The organism is Streptomyces sp. NPDC034043 (genome assembly GCF_055575675.1).
Genome location: NZ_JBVISF010000019.1, coordinates 73,362 through 91,145, shown reverse-complemented (window position 1 = coordinate 91,145; position 17,784 = coordinate 73,362). Strand labels below are relative to the sequence as shown.

Here is a 17,784-nt window from a genome sequence, read left to right as displayed (position 1 = left end):
GAGCGGGCCACGGTCGAGGACGCCAAGGAGTACGTCCACACCGCGCTGAGCACCAACAGCCGCGCCACCCTCAACCACGCCAAGAACTACGCCGAACGCTCCCGGAACAAGGACTGATCATGGCTGGGGACTACACCGAAACCCAGGTGATCGTGGTCGGCGCGGGCCCCGTCGGGCTGCTGCTCGCCGGGGAGCTGCGGCTGGTGGGGGCGGACGTGGTGGTCCTCGACAAGCTCACCGCGCCGACCACCGAATCACGTGCTTCCACCCTGCACTCCCGGACCATGGAGATCCTCGCGACCCGGGGACTGCTCGACGGACTGGGCGACGTCCCGAACGACGCCGCCGGCCACTTCGGCGGGATCCCCTTCGGCCTGGGCCTCCCCGGCCCCTACCCGGGCCAGTGGAAGGTCGCGCAGACCCGCCTGGAGGAAGTGCTCGGCCAGTGGGCCGCGGACCTGGGCGCGGAGATCAGGCGCGGCCACGAACTGACCGGGCTCACCGTCGCCGGGGACCTGGTCACCGCCGAGGTGCGCGGTCCGGACGGGACGGCCACGTCCGTCCGGGCCGCGTACGCCGTCGGCTGCGACGGCGAGAACAGCGCCGTACGCCGGCTGGGCGGCTTCGCGTTCCCGGGCAACGACGCCGGGCGCGAACTGCTCCGCGCGGACGTGACGGGCATCGACATCCCCAGCCGCCGCTTCGAGCGGCTGGAGGGAGGCCTCGTCGTCTCCGCCCGGCGGCCCGACGGGGTGACCCGGGTGATGGTGCACGAATTCGGCGCGGAACCCCGGCGGGGCCAGCCCTCCTTCGAAGAGGTCGCCGACACCTGGAAGCGCATCACGGGCGAGGACATCAGCGGCGGAACCCCGCTCTGGGTGAACTCCTTCGGGGACGCGTCCCGGCAGGCCACGAGCTACCGCCGGGGCCGGCTGCTGCTCGCGGGAGACGCGGCGCACCAGCAGATGCCGATCGGCGGCCAGGCCCTCAACCTCGGCCTCCAGGACGCCTTCAACCTCGGCTGGAAACTGGGGGCCGCGGTGGCCGGGCACGGCCGCGAAGAACTGCTCGACAGCTACCACGAGGAACGGCACGCCGTCGGGCAGGCCGTCCAGAGCAACATCAGGACACAGGCGCTGCTGCTGCTCGGCGGCCCCGAGGTCGACGCGGTCCGCGAGGTCTTCGCGGAACTGACCGGCCACGAGGACGTACGCGCCCACCTGGCCGGGATGATCTCGGGCCTGGACGTCCGCTACCCGGCCGACGTGGGCGGCACCCCGCTGCTCGGCCTGCGGATCCCGCAGGCCGACGCGGTGGGCGAGGAGGGCCCGGCGACGACCTTCGAACTGCTGCGCCCGGGCCGTGGTCTGCTGCTCCTCGCCCCGGGTGACGAGGACCGCGGCAGGGAGCTGCGCGCCGCCGCCGGGCCCTGGGCGGACCGGGTGCGCGTCGCGACCGCCGCCGCGGCGGACCCGGCGTCCGGAGTGGGAACCACGGCCCTGCTGGTCCGGCCGGACGGACACGTCGTCTGGTCGGGCGACGCACCGGACGGCGACATCACGGCCGCCCTGGAGCGGTGGTTCGGTCCGGTGTCGTCCGGCACCCCGGAGCAGGCCGCTCCGCGCGGCCCGGTCAGGGCGCTGCGGTCGGTACCGGCACCGAGGGACCGGAGGAACGGCATGGACAGGCTCCTGGGAAGGACCGCCCTGGTCACCGGGTCGAGCCGGGGCATGGGCCGCGCGGCCGCACTGCGCCTCGCGGAGGAGGGCGCGCTCGTCGCCGTCCACTACACCCGGGACGAGGCGGCCGCCCGCGAGGTCGTCGCCTCGGTCGAGAGGGACGGCGGCCGCGCCTTCGCGGTGCGCACCGAACTCGGCGTCCCGGGCGACGTGGACGCCCTCTTCACCGCGCTGGAGGCCGACCTGCTGGAGCGCACCGGCAGCACCGACCTGAACATCCTGGTCAACAACGCCGGAGTGATGGGCGGCGTCGGGGCGGACGAGGTGACCCCGGAGCAGTTCGACCGGATCTTCGCGGTCAACGCGAAGGCGCCGTTCTTCCTGATCCAGCGGGCGCTGCGGAACATGCCCGACGGCGGCCGGATCATCAACATCTCCTCCGGCCTGACCCGCTTCGCCAACCCGGACGAGATCGCGTACGCGATGAGCAAGGGCGCGCTCGAACAGCTCGCGCTGCACTTCGCGAAGGCGCTCGGACCCCGGCGCATCACCATCAACTCGGTGGCCCCCGGGATCACCCGCAACGACAATCCGGTCTTCGGCATCCCCGAGGCCGTCGAGCAGATGGCGTCGCTGTCCGCCTTCAACCGGATCGGCGAGCCCGAGGACGTCGCCGACGTGGTGGCCTTCCTCGCCACCGACGAGGCCCGCTGGATCACCGGCTCCTTCGTCGACGCCACGGGCGGCACGCTGCTCGGCTGAGCCGTCCGCGAACCGCCCGGAACCCCCTGGACCGCCGGCGCAACCCACGCCACGCCGGCGACGGGGCGGGCCGGCCGGGGAACCCTCCCCGGCCGGCCGCCCCTCACCCTCCTCCTCACCGAGCGGAACGCGCGCATGCTGACCTCGACGACAACTCCGCCGGGCGTCGAGCGGCCCGGTGCCCGATGGGCCCTGGTGTCCGTACTCGCCGCGAACATGCTGGTCGACGCGCTGGAGGTGTCCGCGACCCTGGTGGCGCTGCCGGCCGTCGGCGCCGACCTCGGGCTCTCCGTCCCGCAGCTCCAGTGGATCGTCAGCGGCTTCGCCGCCGGCTTCGGCGGGCTGCTGCTCCTGGGCGGCCGCCTGGTCGAACGGCTCGGTCGCCGCGGGGTCTACCTGGCCGCGCTGTTCGTCTTCGCCGCCGCCTCGCTGGCCGGTGCCCTGACGGACAGCGCGGCCCTGCTGACCGCCACCCGTGTGGTGAAGGGCTTCTGCGTCGCGCTGACCGCTCCCACCGGACTCGCCATCATCACCTCGACCGTCCCGGAGGGCGCCGCCCGCCGCCGGGCCGTGTCCCTCTACTCCTTCTTCGGAGCCGCCGGCTTCTGCGCGGGGCTGCTGCTGTCGGGCCTGCTGACCGGGATCAGCTGGCGTTGGACCCTGGCCTTCCCGGCCCCCGTGGCCCTGCTGCTCCTGGCGGCCGGTCTGCGGCTGATACCGCGCGACCGGCCCGCCCCGCGGCCCCGCGCGCCCGACTGGCACGCGCCGGCGGGCGGCCTCAGCCTGACCGGCGCCCTCCTGCTGCTCGCGTACGCGCTCGCGAACCTCGCCGGCCCCGGCCGCGAGCGGGCCCTCGCGGCGGCCGCCCTCGCCGCGGCGCTGCTGCTCGGCGCCGTCTTCGTCACGGCCGAACGCCGGTCGCCGCGACCGCTGGTGCCCCCCGAACTGCTGCGGCACACGGCGCTGCTGCGCTCCGCGCTCGGCGCCGCCGCGCTCAACGGCTCGTACGTCGGCTTCCTCCTCATCGCCACCCTGCACCTCCAGGGGGCCGGCCGCAGCGCCTGGCAGACGGCGCTCGCCTTCCTGCCGGCCGCCGTCCCGCTCGCGCTGAGCGCGCTGTACTCCGGCCGGATCGCCGTCCGGCTGGGCCCGGCGCGAGCGGTCGCCGCCGGAGCGGTACTCGCCCCGATCGGCTACGCGCTCTACCCGAGGGCGCCGGGCGCCGAGCCGGGCACCGCCGGTCTGCTGCCCGCCATGGCATGCGTCGGCGCCGCCTTCGTCCTCGCCTTCACCGCCCTCCACCTCCAGGCGACGGGCTCGGTACCGGCGGGGCTCCAGGGGGCGGCGGGAGGGCTCTACCAGACCTGCGTGCAGGCAGGCGCCGTGCTGACCACGGCGTCCGTCTCCGCGCTTTCCACCGTGGGCCGGGCTTCGGCGCTCTGGCTGGTCACCGCAGTCGGAGCGGCCGGGGCGTGCGTCGCGCTCGGCGGACTCACCCGCTCCGCCCACGTTTCCTCACCAACAACCCGTTCATGAAAGGACCCACCATGTCGAAGGAACCCCTGCGGCTGGCCGTCGTCATCAGCAGTGTCCGCGAGGGCCGCTTCGGGCCGGTGCCCGGCCAGTGGTTCGCCGAGCAGGCCCGTCAGCGGGACGACCTCGTCGTCGACGTGATCGACCTGACGGAGCACGACCTGCCGGCCGCCCTGTCCCACAGCCCCTCGCCGGAGACCGCCGAGGCGCTCGCCACGATCTCGCCGCGCCTCGAAGAGGCCGACGCGTACGTGATCGTGACGCCGGAGTACAACCACAGCTTCCCGGCCTCCCTCAAGCACCTCATCGACTGGCACTACACCCAGTGGCGCGCCAAGCCGGTCGGCTTCGTCTCCTACGGCGGTCTGGCGGGCGGCCTGCGGGCGGTCGAGCACCTGCGTCCGGTCTTCGCCGAACTGCACGCCGTGACCGTCCGCGACGGCATCAGCTTCCACTCGGCATGGGAGCAGTTCGGCGAGGACGGGCAGCCCAAGGAGCCGGAGGGACCGCAGAGCGCGGCCAAGGTCCTGCTCGACCAGCTCGTCTGGTGGGGCGCGACCCTCCGCGAGGGCCGCGCCAAGAACCCCTACCAGGCCTGACACCCGGCCCCGTATGCCCGACCACGGGCGGACGGGGGAAGCCCCGTCCGCCCCGACCCGGAAAGCATCATGAACACACTTCACATGTCACAGACGTACGAGACAGACAACGGCCTGGTCCACATGACCCCGCCCGACATGGCCGTCCTGGCCACCGCCGGGCTGCGCGAGCGCACCCGCATCCTCGAGCAGTACGTGCGCGAGGAGCTCGGCCGGATCCTCGGCATCGAGCCGCACCTGGTCGACACCACGGGCCGCCCCATGGGCTGCCTCGGGATCGGCTCGATCTCCGGTATCGAACTCCAGTACCGGATGGAGAACACGCTGGGCGTCGAGGTGAACCTCCAGCGGCTGCTGCTCGCCAACAGCGCCCAGGAACTCATCGACTGCCTCGCCGGCCAGTTCGGCCCCGAGGCCCACCTGCACGGGGCAGCGGTGCCGGCATGAGCACTACGACCCTCCTGCCGGCCGTCCGCCCGGTCGTCAACCACCAGGGGCTCGACCGGCCCGACTTCACCCTCTCCGCCGACCGCGTCGACCTCTGGCTGATCCGCCGTCCCACCGGGGCGGACGCCGAAGCGCTCGCGATCGGCGAACTCGACGAGCAGGAGCGCAAGCGCACCGACTCCTTCATCCGCCGGTCCGACGGCCTGCTGTACGCCGCCGCCCACGTGGCGGTGCGCCGACTGCTCGGACGGTACACGGCCACCCTGCCCCAGGACGTCCGCTTCATGCGCGAGCCCTGCCCGGGCTGCGGCGAGCCGCACGGCCGTCCCGCCCTGTCCCCGCCGCCCCCGCCGCTGCACTACTCCCTCTCGCACAGCGGGGGAGTGGCCATGGTCGGCGTCGGCACCACGCCGCTCGGCGTTGACGTGGAGAAACTCCCCGGCGCCGAGACGGTGGACATCTGCTCCAAGGCGCTGCACCCCGACGAGCAGCTGGAGATAGCCGAGGCCGAGCAGGGCGAGGAGCGCCGGCAGCTGTTCGGCCAGATCTGGACGCGCAAGGAAGCGTTTCTCAAGGGACTCGGTACAGGGTTGAGCCGATCGCCCGCCGAGGACTACCTCGGCACCGACCACGGCCGCCACCCGGACGGCTGGACCATGGTCGGCGTTCCGGCCGACTCAACCCACGCCGCCGCGGTGGCGGTGGCGGGGCCGGCTCCCAAGGTGGTCGACGTCAGGTGGGTGCCCGACACCTGGCTGGCCGCGGGCAACACCGTGTGCGGCGCCGCCGCCCCCGGACCGCACCACACGGTCCTCGCCAGTTGAACCGCAAGTAAGGACGTGACCGGATGACCACCGCCTTCGTCTTCCCCGGCCAGGGCTCCGAATGCGCCGGCATGGGCAGGGAGCTGCTCGCCCTGCGGCCCGACCTCGCCGACACCTACTACCGCACCGCCGACGACCTGCTCGGGTTCCCGCTGACCCGGCTCTGCCTGGACGGGTCCCCCCGGGACCTGGAGGACCCGGCGGTGGCGCAGCCGGCGATCTTCCTGACGAGCCTGGCCGTACTGGAGGTGCTGCGCGGCGAGGGCCTGCGGCCGGACGCCGTGGCCGGGCACAGCCTGGGCGAGTACGCGGCGCTGGTGGCCGCCGGCGTCCTGGAGTGGACCGAGGCGCTGTGGCTGGTCCGGCTCCGCAGCGAGCTCGTCGCGACGGTCGGGGACCGCATCGGCAGCGCCACGGCGGCGGTCATCGGCCTGGCCCGCACCGACCTGGCCCGGATGTGCGCCGAGGCCCGGGCGGCCACCGGCCAGGTGGTCGAGGTGGCGGGGGACAACGAGCCCCGCCAGACCGTGGTGTCCGGCCAGGCCGGGGCGGTGGCCCACGCCGCCGACGCCGCCCGGGCGGCCGGGGCACGGGTGGAGTGGCTGCGCACCGGCGGCCCGTTCCACTCCAGCCTGCTGGGCGAGGCCGAGACGGAGTTCACCGAGACGCTGATCGCGACGGAGTTCCGCGATCCGGCCGTGCCGCTGGTCTCCGGCGTCACCGGCGGGTGGGTGACGTCGGCCACCGACGCCGTCGTCGCCCTGCGCGGCCAGCTCACCAGCCCGGTGCGGTGGACCGAGGCGGTCGGGACGCTCGCGGCCTCCGGCGCCGACCGGTTCGTGGAGGTGGGACCGGGCCGGGTGCTCGGCGGGCTGGTCCGGCGGATCCTGCCGGGCGTCCGGGTCCACTCCACGGACACCGCGGACCGGCTGGCCGGGGCCGTGCACGCCTTCACCGGCACCGCAGTCTGACCATCGACCCCCACAGAAAGGGTGCACGACATGCCCCGAGCGGAGGACACGATCCGGTCCCGGATCGACGAACTCAACGGGATCAAGGAGTCCGCGCGCAACGGTGACCAGGGCGCGACCGAACGCCAGCACGCCAAGGGCAAACTGACCGCGCACGAGCGGATCGCGCTCCTGCTGGACAAGGGGTCCTTCACCGAGGTGGAGCCCCTGCGCCGGCACCGGGCGACCGGTTTCGGCCTGGAGGCGAAGAAGCCCTACAGCGACGGTGTCGTCACCGGCTGGGGCACGGTCGAGGGCCGGACCGTCTTCGTCTACGCGCACGACTTCCGCATCTTCGGCGGCGCCCTCGGCGAGGCCCACGCCAGCAAGATCCACAAGGTGATGGACATGGCCGAGGCGGCCGGTGCCCCGCTGGTCTCCCTCAACGACGGCGCCGGCGCCCGCATCCAGGAGGGCGTCTCCGCCCTCGCCGGCTACGGCGGCATCTTCCAGCGCAACACCAGGGCCTCGGGGGTCATCCCGCAGATCTCGGTGATGCTCGGCCCGTGCGCCGGCGGAGCCGCGTACTCCCCGGCCCTGACGGACTTCGTCTTCATGGTCCGCGAGACCTCGCAGATGTTCATCACCGGCCCCGACGTGGTCAAGGCCGTCACCGGCGAGGAGATCAGCCAGAACGGGCTGGGCGGCGCGGACGTCCACTCCGCCACCTCGGGCGTCGCGCACTTCGCGTACGACGACGAGGAGACCTGCATCGCCGAGGTCCGCTACCTGCTGGCGCTGCTGCCCTCCAACAACCGGGAACTGGCCCCCGTGGAGCGCTCCGGCGACCCGGCCGACCGGCTCAACGAGGCGCTGCTCGACCTGGTGCCCCTCCAGCCCGGGCAGGCGTACGACATCCGCAAGGTCATCGAGGAGGTCGTGGACGACGGGGACCACTTCGAGGTGCACCCGGCCTGGGCGCCCAACCTCGTCTGCTCCCTGGCCCGCCTCGACGGGCACGTGGTGGGCATCGTCGCGAACAACCCGGCGGCCATGGCGGGCGTCCTGGACATCGAGGCCTCCGAGAAGGGTGCGCGGTTCGTCCAGTTCTGCGACGCCTTCAACATCCCGCTGGTGACGCTGGTCGACGTGCCCGGGTTCCTGCCGGGCGTGGACCAGGAGCACAACGGCATCATCCGGCGCGGGGCCAAGCTGCTGTACGCGTACTGCAACGCGACCGTGCCGCGCATCTCGCTGGTGCTGCGCAAGGCCTACGGCGGCGCGTACATCGTCATGGACTCCCGTTCGATCGGCGCCGACCTGGCGCTGGCCTGGCCCACCAACGAGATCGCCGTCATGGGCGCCGAGGGGGCGGCCAACGTGGTCTTCCGGCGCGAGATCGCCGCCGCCGAGGACCCCGAGGCCGTACGGGCGCAGCGGATCGCGGAGTACAAGGACGAGCTGATGCACCCCTACTACGCGGCCGAGCGCGGCCTGATCGACGACGTGATCGATCCCCGCGACACCCGTGCGGTCCTGATCCGCTCCCTGGACATGCTCCGCGCCAAGCACGCCGACCTGCCCGCCCGCAAGCACGGGAACCCGCCGCAGTGAGCACCGGCGGCGCCCCGCGAGACGAGGAGAGTCCTGTGGAGACCACGGAGCCCGGCCACCTCATCCGTGTGGTGAAGGGAAAGCCCGACGCCGAGGAACTGGCGGCGCTGACCGCCGTCGTACTCGCCCGGGCGGCGGCGTACGAGGGCGAGCACGGCGGCACGGCCGGGGGCGGGCCCGTCCTCGCGGGCTGGCGCCGTCCCGAGCGCATGCGCGGCTTCCTCGGTCCGCGCACCTGGCGCGACAACTCCGCCGAGGCGCGGTCCGCCTGACGGCGTCCGCTTCCTCCCACCTCCCACCCTCTTTCCTTCTTTCCAAGGAGAAACGACATGTCGGACCTCGTCCTCGGACGGACGCTCTTCGAGGAGGCGGTATGAGGCTGCTGGTCACCGGCGGCGCCGGCTTCATCGGCTCGCACTTCGTCCGGACCGTCCTCGACGGCGGATACCCGGGCCACGAGGAGGACCGGGTCACCGTCCTCGACAAGCTCACCTACGCGGGCAACCGGGAGAACCTCCCGGCCGTCCACCCCCGGCTGGACTTCGTCCACGGCGACATCTGCGACGAGGCACTGCTGCGCGAGCTGCTGCCCGGCCACGACGCGGTGGTGCACTTCGCGGCCGAGTCGCACGTCGACCGCTCCGTCCACTCGGCGGCCGAGTTCGTCCGCACCAACGTCGGCGGCACCCAGACCCTGCTGGACGCCGCTCTGGCCACCGGGGTCGGGCGCGTGGTCCACGTCTCCACCGACGAGGTCTACGGCTCCATAGCCGAGGGCGCCTGGACCGAGGAGTGGCCGCTCCAGCCGAACTCCCCGTACGCCGCGTCCAAGGCCTCCTCCGACCTCATCGCGCGCTCCTACTGGCGCACGCACGGGCTCGACGTCTCCATCACCCGCTGCTCCAACAACTACGGGCCCTACCAGCACCCCGAGAAGCTGATCCCGCTCTTCGTCACCAACCTGCTGGAGGGCCGGCAGGTCCCGCTGTACGGCGACGGGCGCAACATCCGGGAGTGGCTGCACGTCGACGACCACTGCCGGGCCATCGCCCTGGTCCTGGACCGGGGCCGGGCCGGCGAGGTCTACAACATCGGCGGCGGCAACGAGCAGACCAACCTGCACATCACCGAGCGGCTGCTCGCCCTGTGCGGCGCCGACGCCTCCGCGGTTCGCCGGGTGGCCGACCGCAAGGGCCACGACCTGCGCTACGCCCTCGACGAGACCAAGATCCGCGAGGAGCTGGGGTACGCGCCGCGCGTCCCCTTCGAGCAGGGCCTCGCCGACACCGTCGCCTGGTACCGCGACAACCCCGGCTGGTGGAAGTCCGTCAAGCACCGCACCGACAACTCCGGCCCCGAGGGCCGTGAAGGGATCCCGTCATGAACGTCCACAAGGGACTCATCCTCGATGAGACCGCGAAGTTCCACCAGGACACCCAGAACGACGGGCCCTTCGTTCCCGGCACCACGGAGATCTGGCCGGCCGGCGCGGTCCTCGACGAGCGCGACCGCGCCGCCCTGGTCGAAGCGGCCCTGGAGATGCGGATCGCCGCCGGACCCAGCTCGCGCAGGTTCGAATCGCGGTTCGCCCGCAAGCTGGGGCACCGCAAGGCCCATCTGACCAACTCCGGTTCCTCCGCGAACCTGCTGGCCATGACGGCCTTCACCTCGCACCTGCTGGAGGACCGGCGCCTCCAGCGCGGCGACGAGGTCATCACGGTCGCGGCGGGCTTCCCCACCACCGTCAACCCGATCATCCAGAACGGCCTCGTACCCGTCTTCGTCGACGTCGAGCTGGGCACCTACAACACCACCGCCGACCGGGTGGCGGCCGCCATCGGCCCCAAGACCCGCGCCATCATGATCGCCCACGCCCTCGGCAACCCCTTCGAGGTCGCCGAGATCGCGCAGCTCGCGCAGGAGCACGACCTGTTCCTGATCGAGGACAACTGCGACGCCGTCGGCTCCACCTACGACGGGCAGCTCACGGGCACCTTCGGCGACATCACCACGGTCAGCTTCTACCCGGCCCACCACCTCACCATGGGCGAGGGCGGCTGCGTCCTGACCTCCAACCTGGCGCTCGCGCGGATCGTGGAATCGCTGCGCGACTGGGGCCGGGACTGCTGGTGCGAGCCGGGCGAGACCAACAAGTGCCTCAAGCGCTTCAAGTACCAGATGGGCACCCTCCCCGAGGGCTACGACCACAAGTACATCTTCTCCCACGTGGGCTACAACCTGAAGGCGACCGACATCCAGGCGGCCCTGGGCCTCACCCAGCTCGACAAGCTCGACGACTTCTGCGACGCCCGCCGCCGCAACTGGCGCCGGCTGCGCGACGGCCTCGAGGGCGTACCGCACCTGATCCTGCCGGAGGCCACCCCGCGCAGCGACCCGAGCTGGTTCGGGTTCGCGATCACCGTGGACCCCGAGGCGCCCTACACCAGGGCCGCCCTCGTGGACTTCCTGGAGGACCGCAAGATCGGCACGCGGCGGCTGTTCGCCGGGAACCTGACCCGGCACCCGGCGTACATCGACCAGCCGCACCGCATCGTCGGCGACCTCACCAACAGCGACATCATCACCGACCAGACCTTCTGGATCGGGGTGTACCCGGCGCTCACCGACGAGATGCTCGACTACGTCATCGCGTCCGTCAAGGAGTTCGTGGGAGGCCGCTCGTGACGGCTCCCACCGTCTCCCCCGCCCCCGTCGCACCCGCGCTGCGGCCCCGCCGCGACGCGGAACTCCCCTCCCGCTTCGCCCGGTCGGCCGCCGCCCGCACCGGCCTGGTGCGCGACACCGCGGACGTCCACTCCTGGCTGGAGGAACGCCGCCGGGCACACCGCTTCCGGGTGGACCGCATCCCCTTCACGGAGCTGGACGGCTGGTCCTTCGACCCGCGGACGGGCAACCTGGGACACCGCAGCGGGAAGTTCTTCACCGTCGAGGGCCTGCGGGTGGTCACCTCCACCGACGGCCGCGAGCAGCGGTGGCACCAGCCGATCATCCGCCAGCCCGAGGTCGGCATCCTCGGCATCCTGGTCAAGGAGTTCGACGGCGTCCTGCACTTCCTGATGCAGGCCAAGATGGAGCCGGGCAACCGCAACCTGCTCCAGGTGTCGCCGACCGTGCAGGCCACCCGCAGCAACTACACCAAGGCCCACAAGGGCGCCGACGTGCGCTACGTCGAGTACTTCACCGATCCCCGCCGCGGCCGGGTCCTCGCCGACGTCCTCCAGTCCGAGCACGGCTCGTGGTTCTTCCGCAAGAGCAACCGCAACATGCTCGTCGAGGCCATCGGAGACGTACCGGAGCACGACGACTTCCGCTGGCTCACCCTCGGCCAGATCGGTGAGCTGCTGCTCCAGGACAACGTCATCAACATGGACGCGCGGACCGTGCTGGCCTGCGCCCCCTTCCCCGACGCCGAGGGCGTGAGCCTCCACTCCGACACCGCGCTGCGGTCCTGGTTCACCGCCGAGCGTGCCCGGCACGACGTCAGCGCCGAACGCGTCCCGCTCGCCGGCCTGCCCGGCTGGGTGCGGGGCGAGCACTCCATCGACCACGAGGAGGGACGCTACTTCGGCGTCGTCGCGGTCGGCGTGCACGCGGGCAGCCGTGAGGTCGCCAGCTGGACGCAGCCCCTGTTCGAACCGAAGGGCGAGGGCGTCACCGCGTTCCTGACGCGCAGGATCGGCGGAGTTCCGCACCTGCTCGTCCACGCCCGTGTCGAGGGCGGCTTCCTCGACACGGTGGAGCTCGGGCCCACGGTGCAGTACACCCCCTCGAACTACGCGTACCTGCCGCCGGCCGAACGGCCCCGCTTCCTCGACCTGGTCCTCGGCGCCGACCCGGCACGGATCCGCTACGAGGCCCTGCACTCCGAGGAGGGCGGCCGGTTCCTGAACGCCGAGAGCCGCTACCTGTTCGTCGACACCGACGAGGACCAGGCCCCGCTCGAGGCGCCGCCGGGCTACCTGTGGGCCACCACGGGTCAGCTCACCGCCCTGCTGCGCCACAACCACTACCTCAACGTGCAGGCGCGCACACTGCTCTCCTGCCTGACCTCGGGAGCGGTGCGCCTCTGATGGACCCCGTCCGTATCGGCGTGCTCGGCTGCGCCGACATCGCCCGCCGCCGGATGCTGCCCGCTCTGCGCGCGGCCCCGGGGGCCCGGCTCGTCGCGGTCGCCAGCCGCGACGCCGCCAAAGCCGGCGCCACGGCCGCGGAGGCCGGCTGCGAGGCCGTCACCGGCTACGCGGCCCTGCTGGAGCGGGACGACATCGACGCCGTGTACGTCCCGCTCCCGGCCGCGCTGCACGCCGAATGGGTGGAGGCGGCGCTGCGCGCGGGCAAGCACGTCCTCGCCGAGAAGCCCCTCACCACCGACCTCGCCTCCACACGGCGGCTCATGGCCCTGGCCGAGGGGACCGGGCGGGTGCTGAGGGAGAACGTCATGTTCGTCCACCACTCCCAGCACGCCGCGGTACGGGGCCTCGTGGCCGACGGGGCGATCGGTGAACCGCGCTCCTTCCGGGCGGAGTTCTCCATCCCCCGGCTGCCCGACTCCGACATCCGCTATGACGCCGCGCTCGGCGGCGGCGCCCTGTGGGACACCGGCGTCTACCCCGTCCGCGCGGCCCTGCACTTCCTCGGGGACCGCCTCGAGGCCGAGGCCGCCGTACTGGTCCGGGGCGGCCCCGGCCGCGGCGTCGACACCAGCGGGACGGCGCTGCTGCGCACCCCCGAGGGGGTCTGCGCGCAGCTCGCCTTCGGCCTGGACCACGGCTACCGGTCCGCCTACGAGATCACCGGGAGCGAAGGGCGCATCACCGTCGACCGGGCCTTCACCCCGCCCGCCGGCCACCCGCCCCTGGTCCGGCTCGAACGCCGCACCGGCGCCGAGGAGATCGTCCTCGCCCCCGACGACCAGGTACTGGCCGCCGTCACCGCGTTCACCGCCGCCGTCCGCACGGGCACGGCAGCCCCGGACGGCCCGGCCCTGCGCCAGGCGGAGCTGGTGGAGGCGGTCCGCGGCGGCGCCCGCGTGCTCTGAACGCACCAGCGGTGGGGCGCCGGGTCCGCCCGGCGCCCCACGCCCATGAAGTCCGCCATCTGGAGAGGCCATGCCTTCGACCCATGACGACATCGCGGCCCTGCGCGACCAGATCCAGGTCCTGCGCGACCGTGCCGAACTACGCGAACTGTTCGACCGCTACATCACGGCCCTCGACACCCACGACGGGACCGGCGAGGACGAGAACGCCTTCGGCGCGCTCTTCACCGAGGACGCGACCTTCGCCTTCCCGATCGGCGTCTGCGCGGGCATCGAGGCCTTCGCCGCCTTCCAGCGCGAGGCCCGGCAGCGGTGGGCACGTACGCACCACCTGAGCACCAACCACTCCGTGGTCCTCGACGGCGACCGGGCCACCCTGCGGGCCCAGCAGCTCACCACCCACGTCCACCACGGGGCGGACGGACCCGAGGCCCGCTTCGACGTCGGCGGCTATTCGGAGGCCGGCGCCGTACGCACGGAGGCCGGCTGGCGGCTGAACCACGTCGCGTTCCACGTCGTATGGGACTCAGGGGTCCGCCTGCCCGAGCTCACCGGAGTCCAGCTGTGAGCACCCGGTGAACGCCGTGCAGATCGCCGGCTACTGGGTCCCCGCGCGGGACCCCGTACGCGCACACGCACACGAGTCGCTGCGGCTCCCCGCCCCGCCCCTGGCCACGCTGCTGCGCCGCCGGGCCGTCTGGGCCCTCGCCGTCGCCCGGAGACGGGCCGCGCGCCCCGGCCGCTGAACCCGTCCCTACCCAGGAGAGAACCCGCATGCCCTCCTCACCGTCCCCCGGCCCGCCTCCCGTCCGCCCCGTCATCCTCGAGGCGGACGGGATTCCGCTCTCCGGGCTGCTCGCCCTGCCCGCGCGGCCGGCGCCCCGGGCGCTCGTGGTGGCCCTGCACGGCGCGGGGATGAGCGCCGGCTACTTCGACAGCCGGGCCCGGCCCGGGCTCTCGCTGCTGGAGCTGGGCGCCTCGCTGGGCTACGCCGTACTCGCCCTGGACCGGCCCGGGTACGGGGCCTCGGCCGCCGTCCTGCCCGAGGGACAGGACCTCGCCGGGCAGACCGCGACCCTGCTCGCCGCCCTGGAGGGCTTCGCGCGCCGGCACGAGCTGGGCGCGGGCTGCTTCCTGGTGGCCCACTCGAACGGCGGTCGGCTCGCGCTGTCGGCCGCGGCCGCCGCGGCGGGCGACATCGCCCCGTTCGGCGTGGACGTCTCCGGCATCGGCCGGCGCTTCGCCGTCGAGCCCGGCCGGCTGCCCGGCCCCGACCTGCCGGGCGAATGGCGCCGGCACTGGGGGGCGCTGCGGTTCTACCCGCCGGACGCCTTCCGGCTCGGGCAGGGGCTGCTGCGGCCGGTGCCCGCCCGGGAGGCTCGGGAGACCCTGGACTGGCCGGAAATGTACCCCGCCGTGGCGGCCGGAGTACGGGTGCCCGTGCGCTTCACGTTCGCCGAACAGGAACTGTGGTGGAGACATGACGGGGAGGCCCTGGAGGAACTGCTGACTCCGCTGGTGGCGGCCTCCACAGAGGTGGCCCGGCAGGCCCATGCTGGGCACAACATCAGTCTGGGCTGGGCCGCCCGCTCCTACCACCTGAGGGTCCTGTCCCACCTGGAGGAATGCCTGCTCGCCCGCGGCGTGACGATTGGCCGGGCCGTGACGCCGCCTGACCGGGATCTGAAGAAGGTTGACGCATACGTGACATAGGGCCCGTTGACCCACGGACCGCGACCTACGAGCCTTTTGATGAGCATCCAGAGATGACCGGCGAAACCTTTCATACGGGACACCTCCGCACGGTTCCCGGCGGGTTTCGGATCATCTGCCTCATCCCACAAAAGGAACGCGCATGAGTGACGTGAAGGACCTGGTGCAGGTCGCCGGCATCATCGACGCCGAGGAGGCCAAGCTCCTGGCCGAGGAAGGCTGCGACTGGTTCGGCTTCCCGCTCCGCCTTCCGTCGGGCAAGGACGACATCTCCGAGGCCGCGGCCACGGAGATCATCGCGGGCCTGACCGCACCTCAGGAAGGCGTCCTCATCAGCTACATGACGGACGCCGACGAGATCAGCGCGTTCACCACGCAGCTCGGCGTCAAGGCCGTCCAGCTCCACGGCGACGTCGAGCCGGAGCAGCTGCGCAAGCTGAAGGCCAACCGACCGGACCTGTACGTGCTCAAGAGCCTGGTCGTGAAGGAGGACAACGCCGAGGAGCTCCTCCAGCTCGTCGACGAGGTCGCGGAGGTGGTGGACATGTTCATCACCGACACCTTCGACCCGGCGACCGGCGCCAAGGGCGCCACCGGTCTCACCCACGACTGGAACGTCAGCGCCGAACTCGTGCGCCGTTCGCCGAAGCCCCTCATGATGGCCGGCGGCCTGAACGCGGACAACGTCGCCGACGCGATCCGCTTCGTCAAGCCCGCCGCCGTCGACGCCCACACCGGCCTCGAAGGTTCCGACGGGCGCAAGGACCGGGCGAAGGTGGCGAAGTTCGTGGCGGAGTCGCGCAAGGCCTTCGCCGAGATCGCAGGCTCCTGACCTCGGCACCCGACCACACGGTTGCGGTATCCGGGCCCCCTGGGCCCCGGCTCGGCCGCAGCCCGTCTCCACGACCGACCAGGAACAGGTTTCCCATGGCGACCGGCCACCACAACGTCCACCCGCTGCCGCAGACCAACCAGCTCCGGGCCATGCACACGATCATCCGTGACCGCAGTGCGTCCCGCGCGGACTTCGTGTTCTACTCCAGGCGCATCATCCGCCTCCTGATCGAATCGGCGCTCGACCGGCTGCCGTTCGACCAGCACGATGCCGTCACGCCGGTCGGGGAGACGTACGACGGACTCAAGTTCGGCACCAAACTGTGTGCCGTACCCGTGATCCGGGCCGGTGACTCGATGCTCGACGAGCTGCGCCAGGTCATCCCCGACATCACCGTCGGCAAGGTGCTCATCCAGCGGAACAAGGTCACCAAGCTCCCGCACCTCTACTACAAGAACTTCCCCGAGGACATCGCCGACCGGCACATCCTCGCCCTGGAGCCGATGCTCGCCACCGGCGGCAGCGCCAACGCGGCCATCGACGTCCTCCTGGAGGCCGGCGTGCGCGAGGAGCGCATCGTCTTCGTCAACCTCCTCGCGGCGCCCGAGGGCATCGCGGCGGTCCACGCCAAGCACCCGGCCGTCACGATCGTCACCTCGTCGATCGAGGAACGCCTCAACGAGAACGCGTTCATGATCCCGGGCATCGGCGACTTCGGGGACCGCTACTTCGGCACGACCGACTCGGCAGCGGCCTGATGAGAAGCAGCCGAACGCTCGCGGACTCCGCGCTCACCGCGCTCGCCCCGGCGGTCTGGGGGTCCACCTACCTGGTGACCACGGAGTTACTGCCCGAGGGCAGGCCCCTGCTCGCCTCGCTGCTCCGTGCCCTGCCCGCCGGCCTCATCCTGGTGGCCATCGGCCGGACGCTGCCGAAGGGCATCTGGTGGTGGCGCGCCCTGGTGCTGGGCGTGCTGAACATCGGCGCCTTCTTCTACCTGCTCTTCGTGGCCGCCTACAACCTGCCGGGCGGCGTCGCGGCGCTGGTGATGGCGATCCAGCCGATGATCGTGCTGTTGCTCGGCGCCGTGCTGCTCAAGGAGAAGATCAGGCGGATCCACCTGGCCGCCTGCGCCCTGGGCACGGCCGGTGTGGCGCTGCTCGTCATCCAGCCGAACGCCGGGCTCAACGCCACCGGTGTCGTCGCGGGTCTGCTGGGCGCGCTCAGCATGGCCTCCGGCATCGTGCTGACCAAGCGCTGGGGACGCCCCGAAGGGGTGGGCCTGCTGCCCTTCACGGGCTGGCAGCTCACCGTCGGCGGCCTGGTCCTGCTGCCGGTCGCGCTGATCGGCGAGGGCCTGCCCGCCGAGATCACCGCCGAGAACCTCTGGGGCTTCGCCTACCTGGGCATCATCGGGGCCCTGGTCGCCTACGCGATCTGGTTCCGCGGTGTGCAGCGGCTGCCCGCCCTGGCGGTGTCCTTCCTGAGCTTCGCCTCGCCCCTGACGGCCACCCTCCTCGGCTACTTCGTCCTCGACCAGGCGCTCTCACCGCTCCAGATCGTCGGAGCGCTGACGGTGGTCGCGTCGGTGGTCCTGGCCCAGCCGAGGACGGGCAAGAAGGAGCCCGGGCCGGAGCCGGCCCGAGAGACCTCGCGGGAATCCGTCAGAACGTAACGCGACGGATCCCCGCCCACGACTCCCCGCCCGGCCCTGCCCCCCGGGACCAGGGCGGGGAGCGGTGGTGGCACACCGCGGCCTCCCCCGTCCG

General features: G+C 72.5%; 18 protein-coding genes and 1 pseudogene. All 19 read left to right on the top strand.

Annotated elements, in window-relative coordinates; genetic code table 11:
* Positions 1 to 117 (top strand): annotated as a pseudogene (locus tag ACZ51S_RS31325) (cyclase); the annotation flags it as partial.
* A 2-nt stretch (positions 118 to 119) separates the two neighbouring features.
* On the top strand, positions 120 to 2,441 hold the full coding sequence (locus ACZ51S_RS31320) for an SDR family oxidoreductase (protein WP_468962690.1): 2,322 nt from the start codon (positions 120 to 122) through the stop codon (positions 2,439 to 2,441).
* Between the two features lie 135 nt (positions 2,442 to 2,576).
* Positions 2,577 to 3,977: an MFS transporter gene (locus tag ACZ51S_RS31315; protein ID WP_468479458.1), complete on the top strand. Its 1,401-nt coding sequence runs from the start codon at positions 2,577 to 2,579 to the stop codon at positions 3,975 to 3,977.
* 11 nt (positions 3,978 to 3,988) lie between these two features.
* Positions 3,989 to 4,573, top strand: coding sequence for an NADPH-dependent FMN reductase (locus ACZ51S_RS31310; RefSeq protein WP_388943844.1), 585 nt, complete (start codon positions 3,989 to 3,991; stop codon positions 4,571 to 4,573).
* Positions 4,574 to 4,657: 84 nt separating this feature from the next.
* Positions 4,658 to 5,020: an acyl carrier protein gene (locus ACZ51S_RS31305; RefSeq protein ID WP_468804034.1), complete on the top strand. Its 363-nt coding sequence runs from the start codon at positions 4,658 to 4,660 to the stop codon at positions 5,018 to 5,020.
* Positions 5,017 to 5,844: a 4'-phosphopantetheinyl transferase family protein gene (locus ACZ51S_RS31300; RefSeq protein WP_388943851.1), complete on the top strand. Its 828-nt coding sequence runs from the start codon at positions 5,017 to 5,019 to the stop codon at positions 5,842 to 5,844. Before ACZ51S_RS31305 ends, ACZ51S_RS31300 begins: the two co-directional genes overlap by 4 nt.
* Positions 5,845 to 5,867: 23 nt before the next feature.
* A complete protein-coding gene (locus ACZ51S_RS31295) occupies positions 5,868 to 6,815 on the top strand; it encodes an ACP S-malonyltransferase (protein WP_468962688.1) in 948 nt (315 codons plus the stop codon).
* A gap of 30 nt (positions 6,816 to 6,845) precedes the next feature.
* On the top strand, positions 6,846 to 8,408 hold the full coding sequence (locus tag ACZ51S_RS31290) for an acyl-CoA carboxylase subunit beta (protein WP_468479461.1): 1,563 nt from the start codon (positions 6,846 to 6,848) through the stop codon (positions 8,406 to 8,408).
* Between the two features lie 35 nt (positions 8,409 to 8,443).
* Positions 8,444 to 8,680 carry an acyl-CoA carboxylase subunit epsilon gene (locus tag ACZ51S_RS31285; protein ID WP_468479462.1) on the top strand — a complete coding sequence of 79 codons (237 nt, stop codon included), beginning with the start codon at positions 8,444 to 8,446 and terminating at the stop codon, positions 8,678 to 8,680.
* Between the two features lie 101 nt (positions 8,681 to 8,781).
* Positions 8,782 to 9,792 (top strand): dTDP-glucose 4,6-dehydratase, encoded by a 1,011-nt coding sequence (rfbB, locus tag ACZ51S_RS31280; protein WP_468479463.1) that lies wholly within the window; start codon positions 8,782 to 8,784, stop codon positions 9,790 to 9,792.
* Complete coding sequence (gene rfbH, locus ACZ51S_RS31275) at positions 9,789 to 11,093, top strand: lipopolysaccharide biosynthesis protein RfbH (protein WP_388943864.1); 1,305 nt, start codon at positions 9,789 to 9,791, stop codon at positions 11,091 to 11,093. The genes rfbB and rfbH overlap by 4 nt, the downstream gene beginning before the upstream one ends.
* Positions 11,090 to 12,499: an NDP-hexose 2,3-dehydratase family protein gene (locus ACZ51S_RS31270; protein ID WP_468479464.1), complete on the top strand. Its 1,410-nt coding sequence runs from the start codon at positions 11,090 to 11,092 to the stop codon at positions 12,497 to 12,499. Before rfbH ends, ACZ51S_RS31270 begins: the two co-directional genes overlap by 4 nt.
* Positions 12,499 to 13,467: a Gfo/Idh/MocA family protein gene (locus tag ACZ51S_RS31265; RefSeq protein ID WP_468804033.1), complete on the top strand. Its 969-nt coding sequence runs from the start codon at positions 12,499 to 12,501 to the stop codon at positions 13,465 to 13,467. Before ACZ51S_RS31270 ends, ACZ51S_RS31265 begins: the two co-directional genes overlap by 1 nt.
* Before the next feature lie 70 nt (positions 13,468 to 13,537).
* A complete protein-coding gene (locus ACZ51S_RS31260) occupies positions 13,538 to 14,035 on the top strand; it encodes a nuclear transport factor 2 family protein (RefSeq protein ID WP_468479466.1) in 498 nt (165 codons plus the stop codon).
* A 7-nt stretch (positions 14,036 to 14,042) separates the two neighbouring features.
* On the top strand, positions 14,043 to 14,213 hold the full coding sequence (locus ACZ51S_RS31255) for a hypothetical protein (RefSeq protein ID WP_468804032.1): 171 nt from the start codon (positions 14,043 to 14,045) through the stop codon (positions 14,211 to 14,213).
* A 28-nt stretch (positions 14,214 to 14,241) separates the two neighbouring features.
* Positions 14,242 to 15,180 (top strand): alpha/beta hydrolase, encoded by a 939-nt coding sequence (locus ACZ51S_RS31250; protein ID WP_468804030.1) that lies wholly within the window; start codon positions 14,242 to 14,244, stop codon positions 15,178 to 15,180.
* A 142-nt stretch (positions 15,181 to 15,322) separates the two neighbouring features.
* Positions 15,323 to 16,012 carry a phosphoribosylanthranilate isomerase gene (locus ACZ51S_RS31245; RefSeq protein ID WP_388943880.1) on the top strand — a complete coding sequence of 230 codons (690 nt, stop codon included), beginning with the start codon at positions 15,323 to 15,325 and terminating at the stop codon, positions 16,010 to 16,012.
* 95 nt (positions 16,013 to 16,107) lie between these two features.
* On the top strand, positions 16,108 to 16,773 hold the full coding sequence (upp, locus tag ACZ51S_RS31240) for a uracil phosphoribosyltransferase (RefSeq protein WP_388943883.1): 666 nt from the start codon (positions 16,108 to 16,110) through the stop codon (positions 16,771 to 16,773).
* Positions 16,773 to 17,690 (top strand): EamA family transporter, encoded by a 918-nt coding sequence (locus tag ACZ51S_RS31235; RefSeq protein ID WP_468804028.1) that lies wholly within the window; start codon positions 16,773 to 16,775, stop codon positions 17,688 to 17,690. The genes upp and ACZ51S_RS31235 overlap by 1 nt, the downstream gene beginning before the upstream one ends.
* Positions 17,691 to 17,784: the final 94 nt, after the last annotated feature.

What these genes read in the sequence shown, in the direction of transcription:
- ACZ51S_RS31320 (WP_468962690.1), top strand. Translation starts at nt 120, where the DNA reads ATGGCTGGGGACTACACCGAAACCCAGGTGATCGTGGTCGGCGCGGGC.
- ACZ51S_RS31315 (WP_468479458.1), top strand. Translation starts at nt 2,577, where the DNA reads ATGCTGACCTCGACGACAACTCCGCCGGGCGTCGAGCGGCCCGGTGCC.
- ACZ51S_RS31310 (WP_388943844.1), top strand. Translation starts at nt 3,989, where the DNA reads ATGTCGAAGGAACCCCTGCGGCTGGCCGTCGTCATCAGCAGTGTCCGC.
- ACZ51S_RS31305 (WP_468804034.1), top strand. Translation starts at nt 4,658, where the DNA reads ATGTCACAGACGTACGAGACAGACAACGGCCTGGTCCACATGACCCCG.
- ACZ51S_RS31300 (WP_388943851.1), top strand. Translation starts at nt 5,017, where the DNA reads ATGAGCACTACGACCCTCCTGCCGGCCGTCCGCCCGGTCGTCAACCAC.
- ACZ51S_RS31295 (WP_468962688.1), top strand. Translation starts at nt 5,868, where the DNA reads ATGACCACCGCCTTCGTCTTCCCCGGCCAGGGCTCCGAATGCGCCGGC.
- ACZ51S_RS31290 (WP_468479461.1), top strand. Translation starts at nt 6,846, where the DNA reads ATGCCCCGAGCGGAGGACACGATCCGGTCCCGGATCGACGAACTCAAC.
- rfbB (WP_468479463.1), top strand. Translation starts at nt 8,782, where the DNA reads ATGAGGCTGCTGGTCACCGGCGGCGCCGGCTTCATCGGCTCGCACTTC.
- rfbH (WP_388943864.1), top strand. Translation starts at nt 9,789, where the DNA reads ATGAACGTCCACAAGGGACTCATCCTCGATGAGACCGCGAAGTTCCAC.
- ACZ51S_RS31265 (WP_468804033.1), top strand. Translation starts at nt 12,499, where the DNA reads ATGGACCCCGTCCGTATCGGCGTGCTCGGCTGCGCCGACATCGCCCGC.
- ACZ51S_RS31260 (WP_468479466.1), top strand. Translation starts at nt 13,538, where the DNA reads ATGCCTTCGACCCATGACGACATCGCGGCCCTGCGCGACCAGATCCAG.
- ACZ51S_RS31250 (WP_468804030.1), top strand. Translation starts at nt 14,242, where the DNA reads ATGCCCTCCTCACCGTCCCCCGGCCCGCCTCCCGTCCGCCCCGTCATC.
- ACZ51S_RS31245 (WP_388943880.1), top strand. Translation starts at nt 15,323, where the DNA reads ATGAGTGACGTGAAGGACCTGGTGCAGGTCGCCGGCATCATCGACGCC.
- upp (WP_388943883.1), top strand. Translation starts at nt 16,108, where the DNA reads ATGGCGACCGGCCACCACAACGTCCACCCGCTGCCGCAGACCAACCAG.
- ACZ51S_RS31235 (WP_468804028.1), top strand. Translation starts at nt 16,773, where the DNA reads ATGAGAAGCAGCCGAACGCTCGCGGACTCCGCGCTCACCGCGCTCGCC.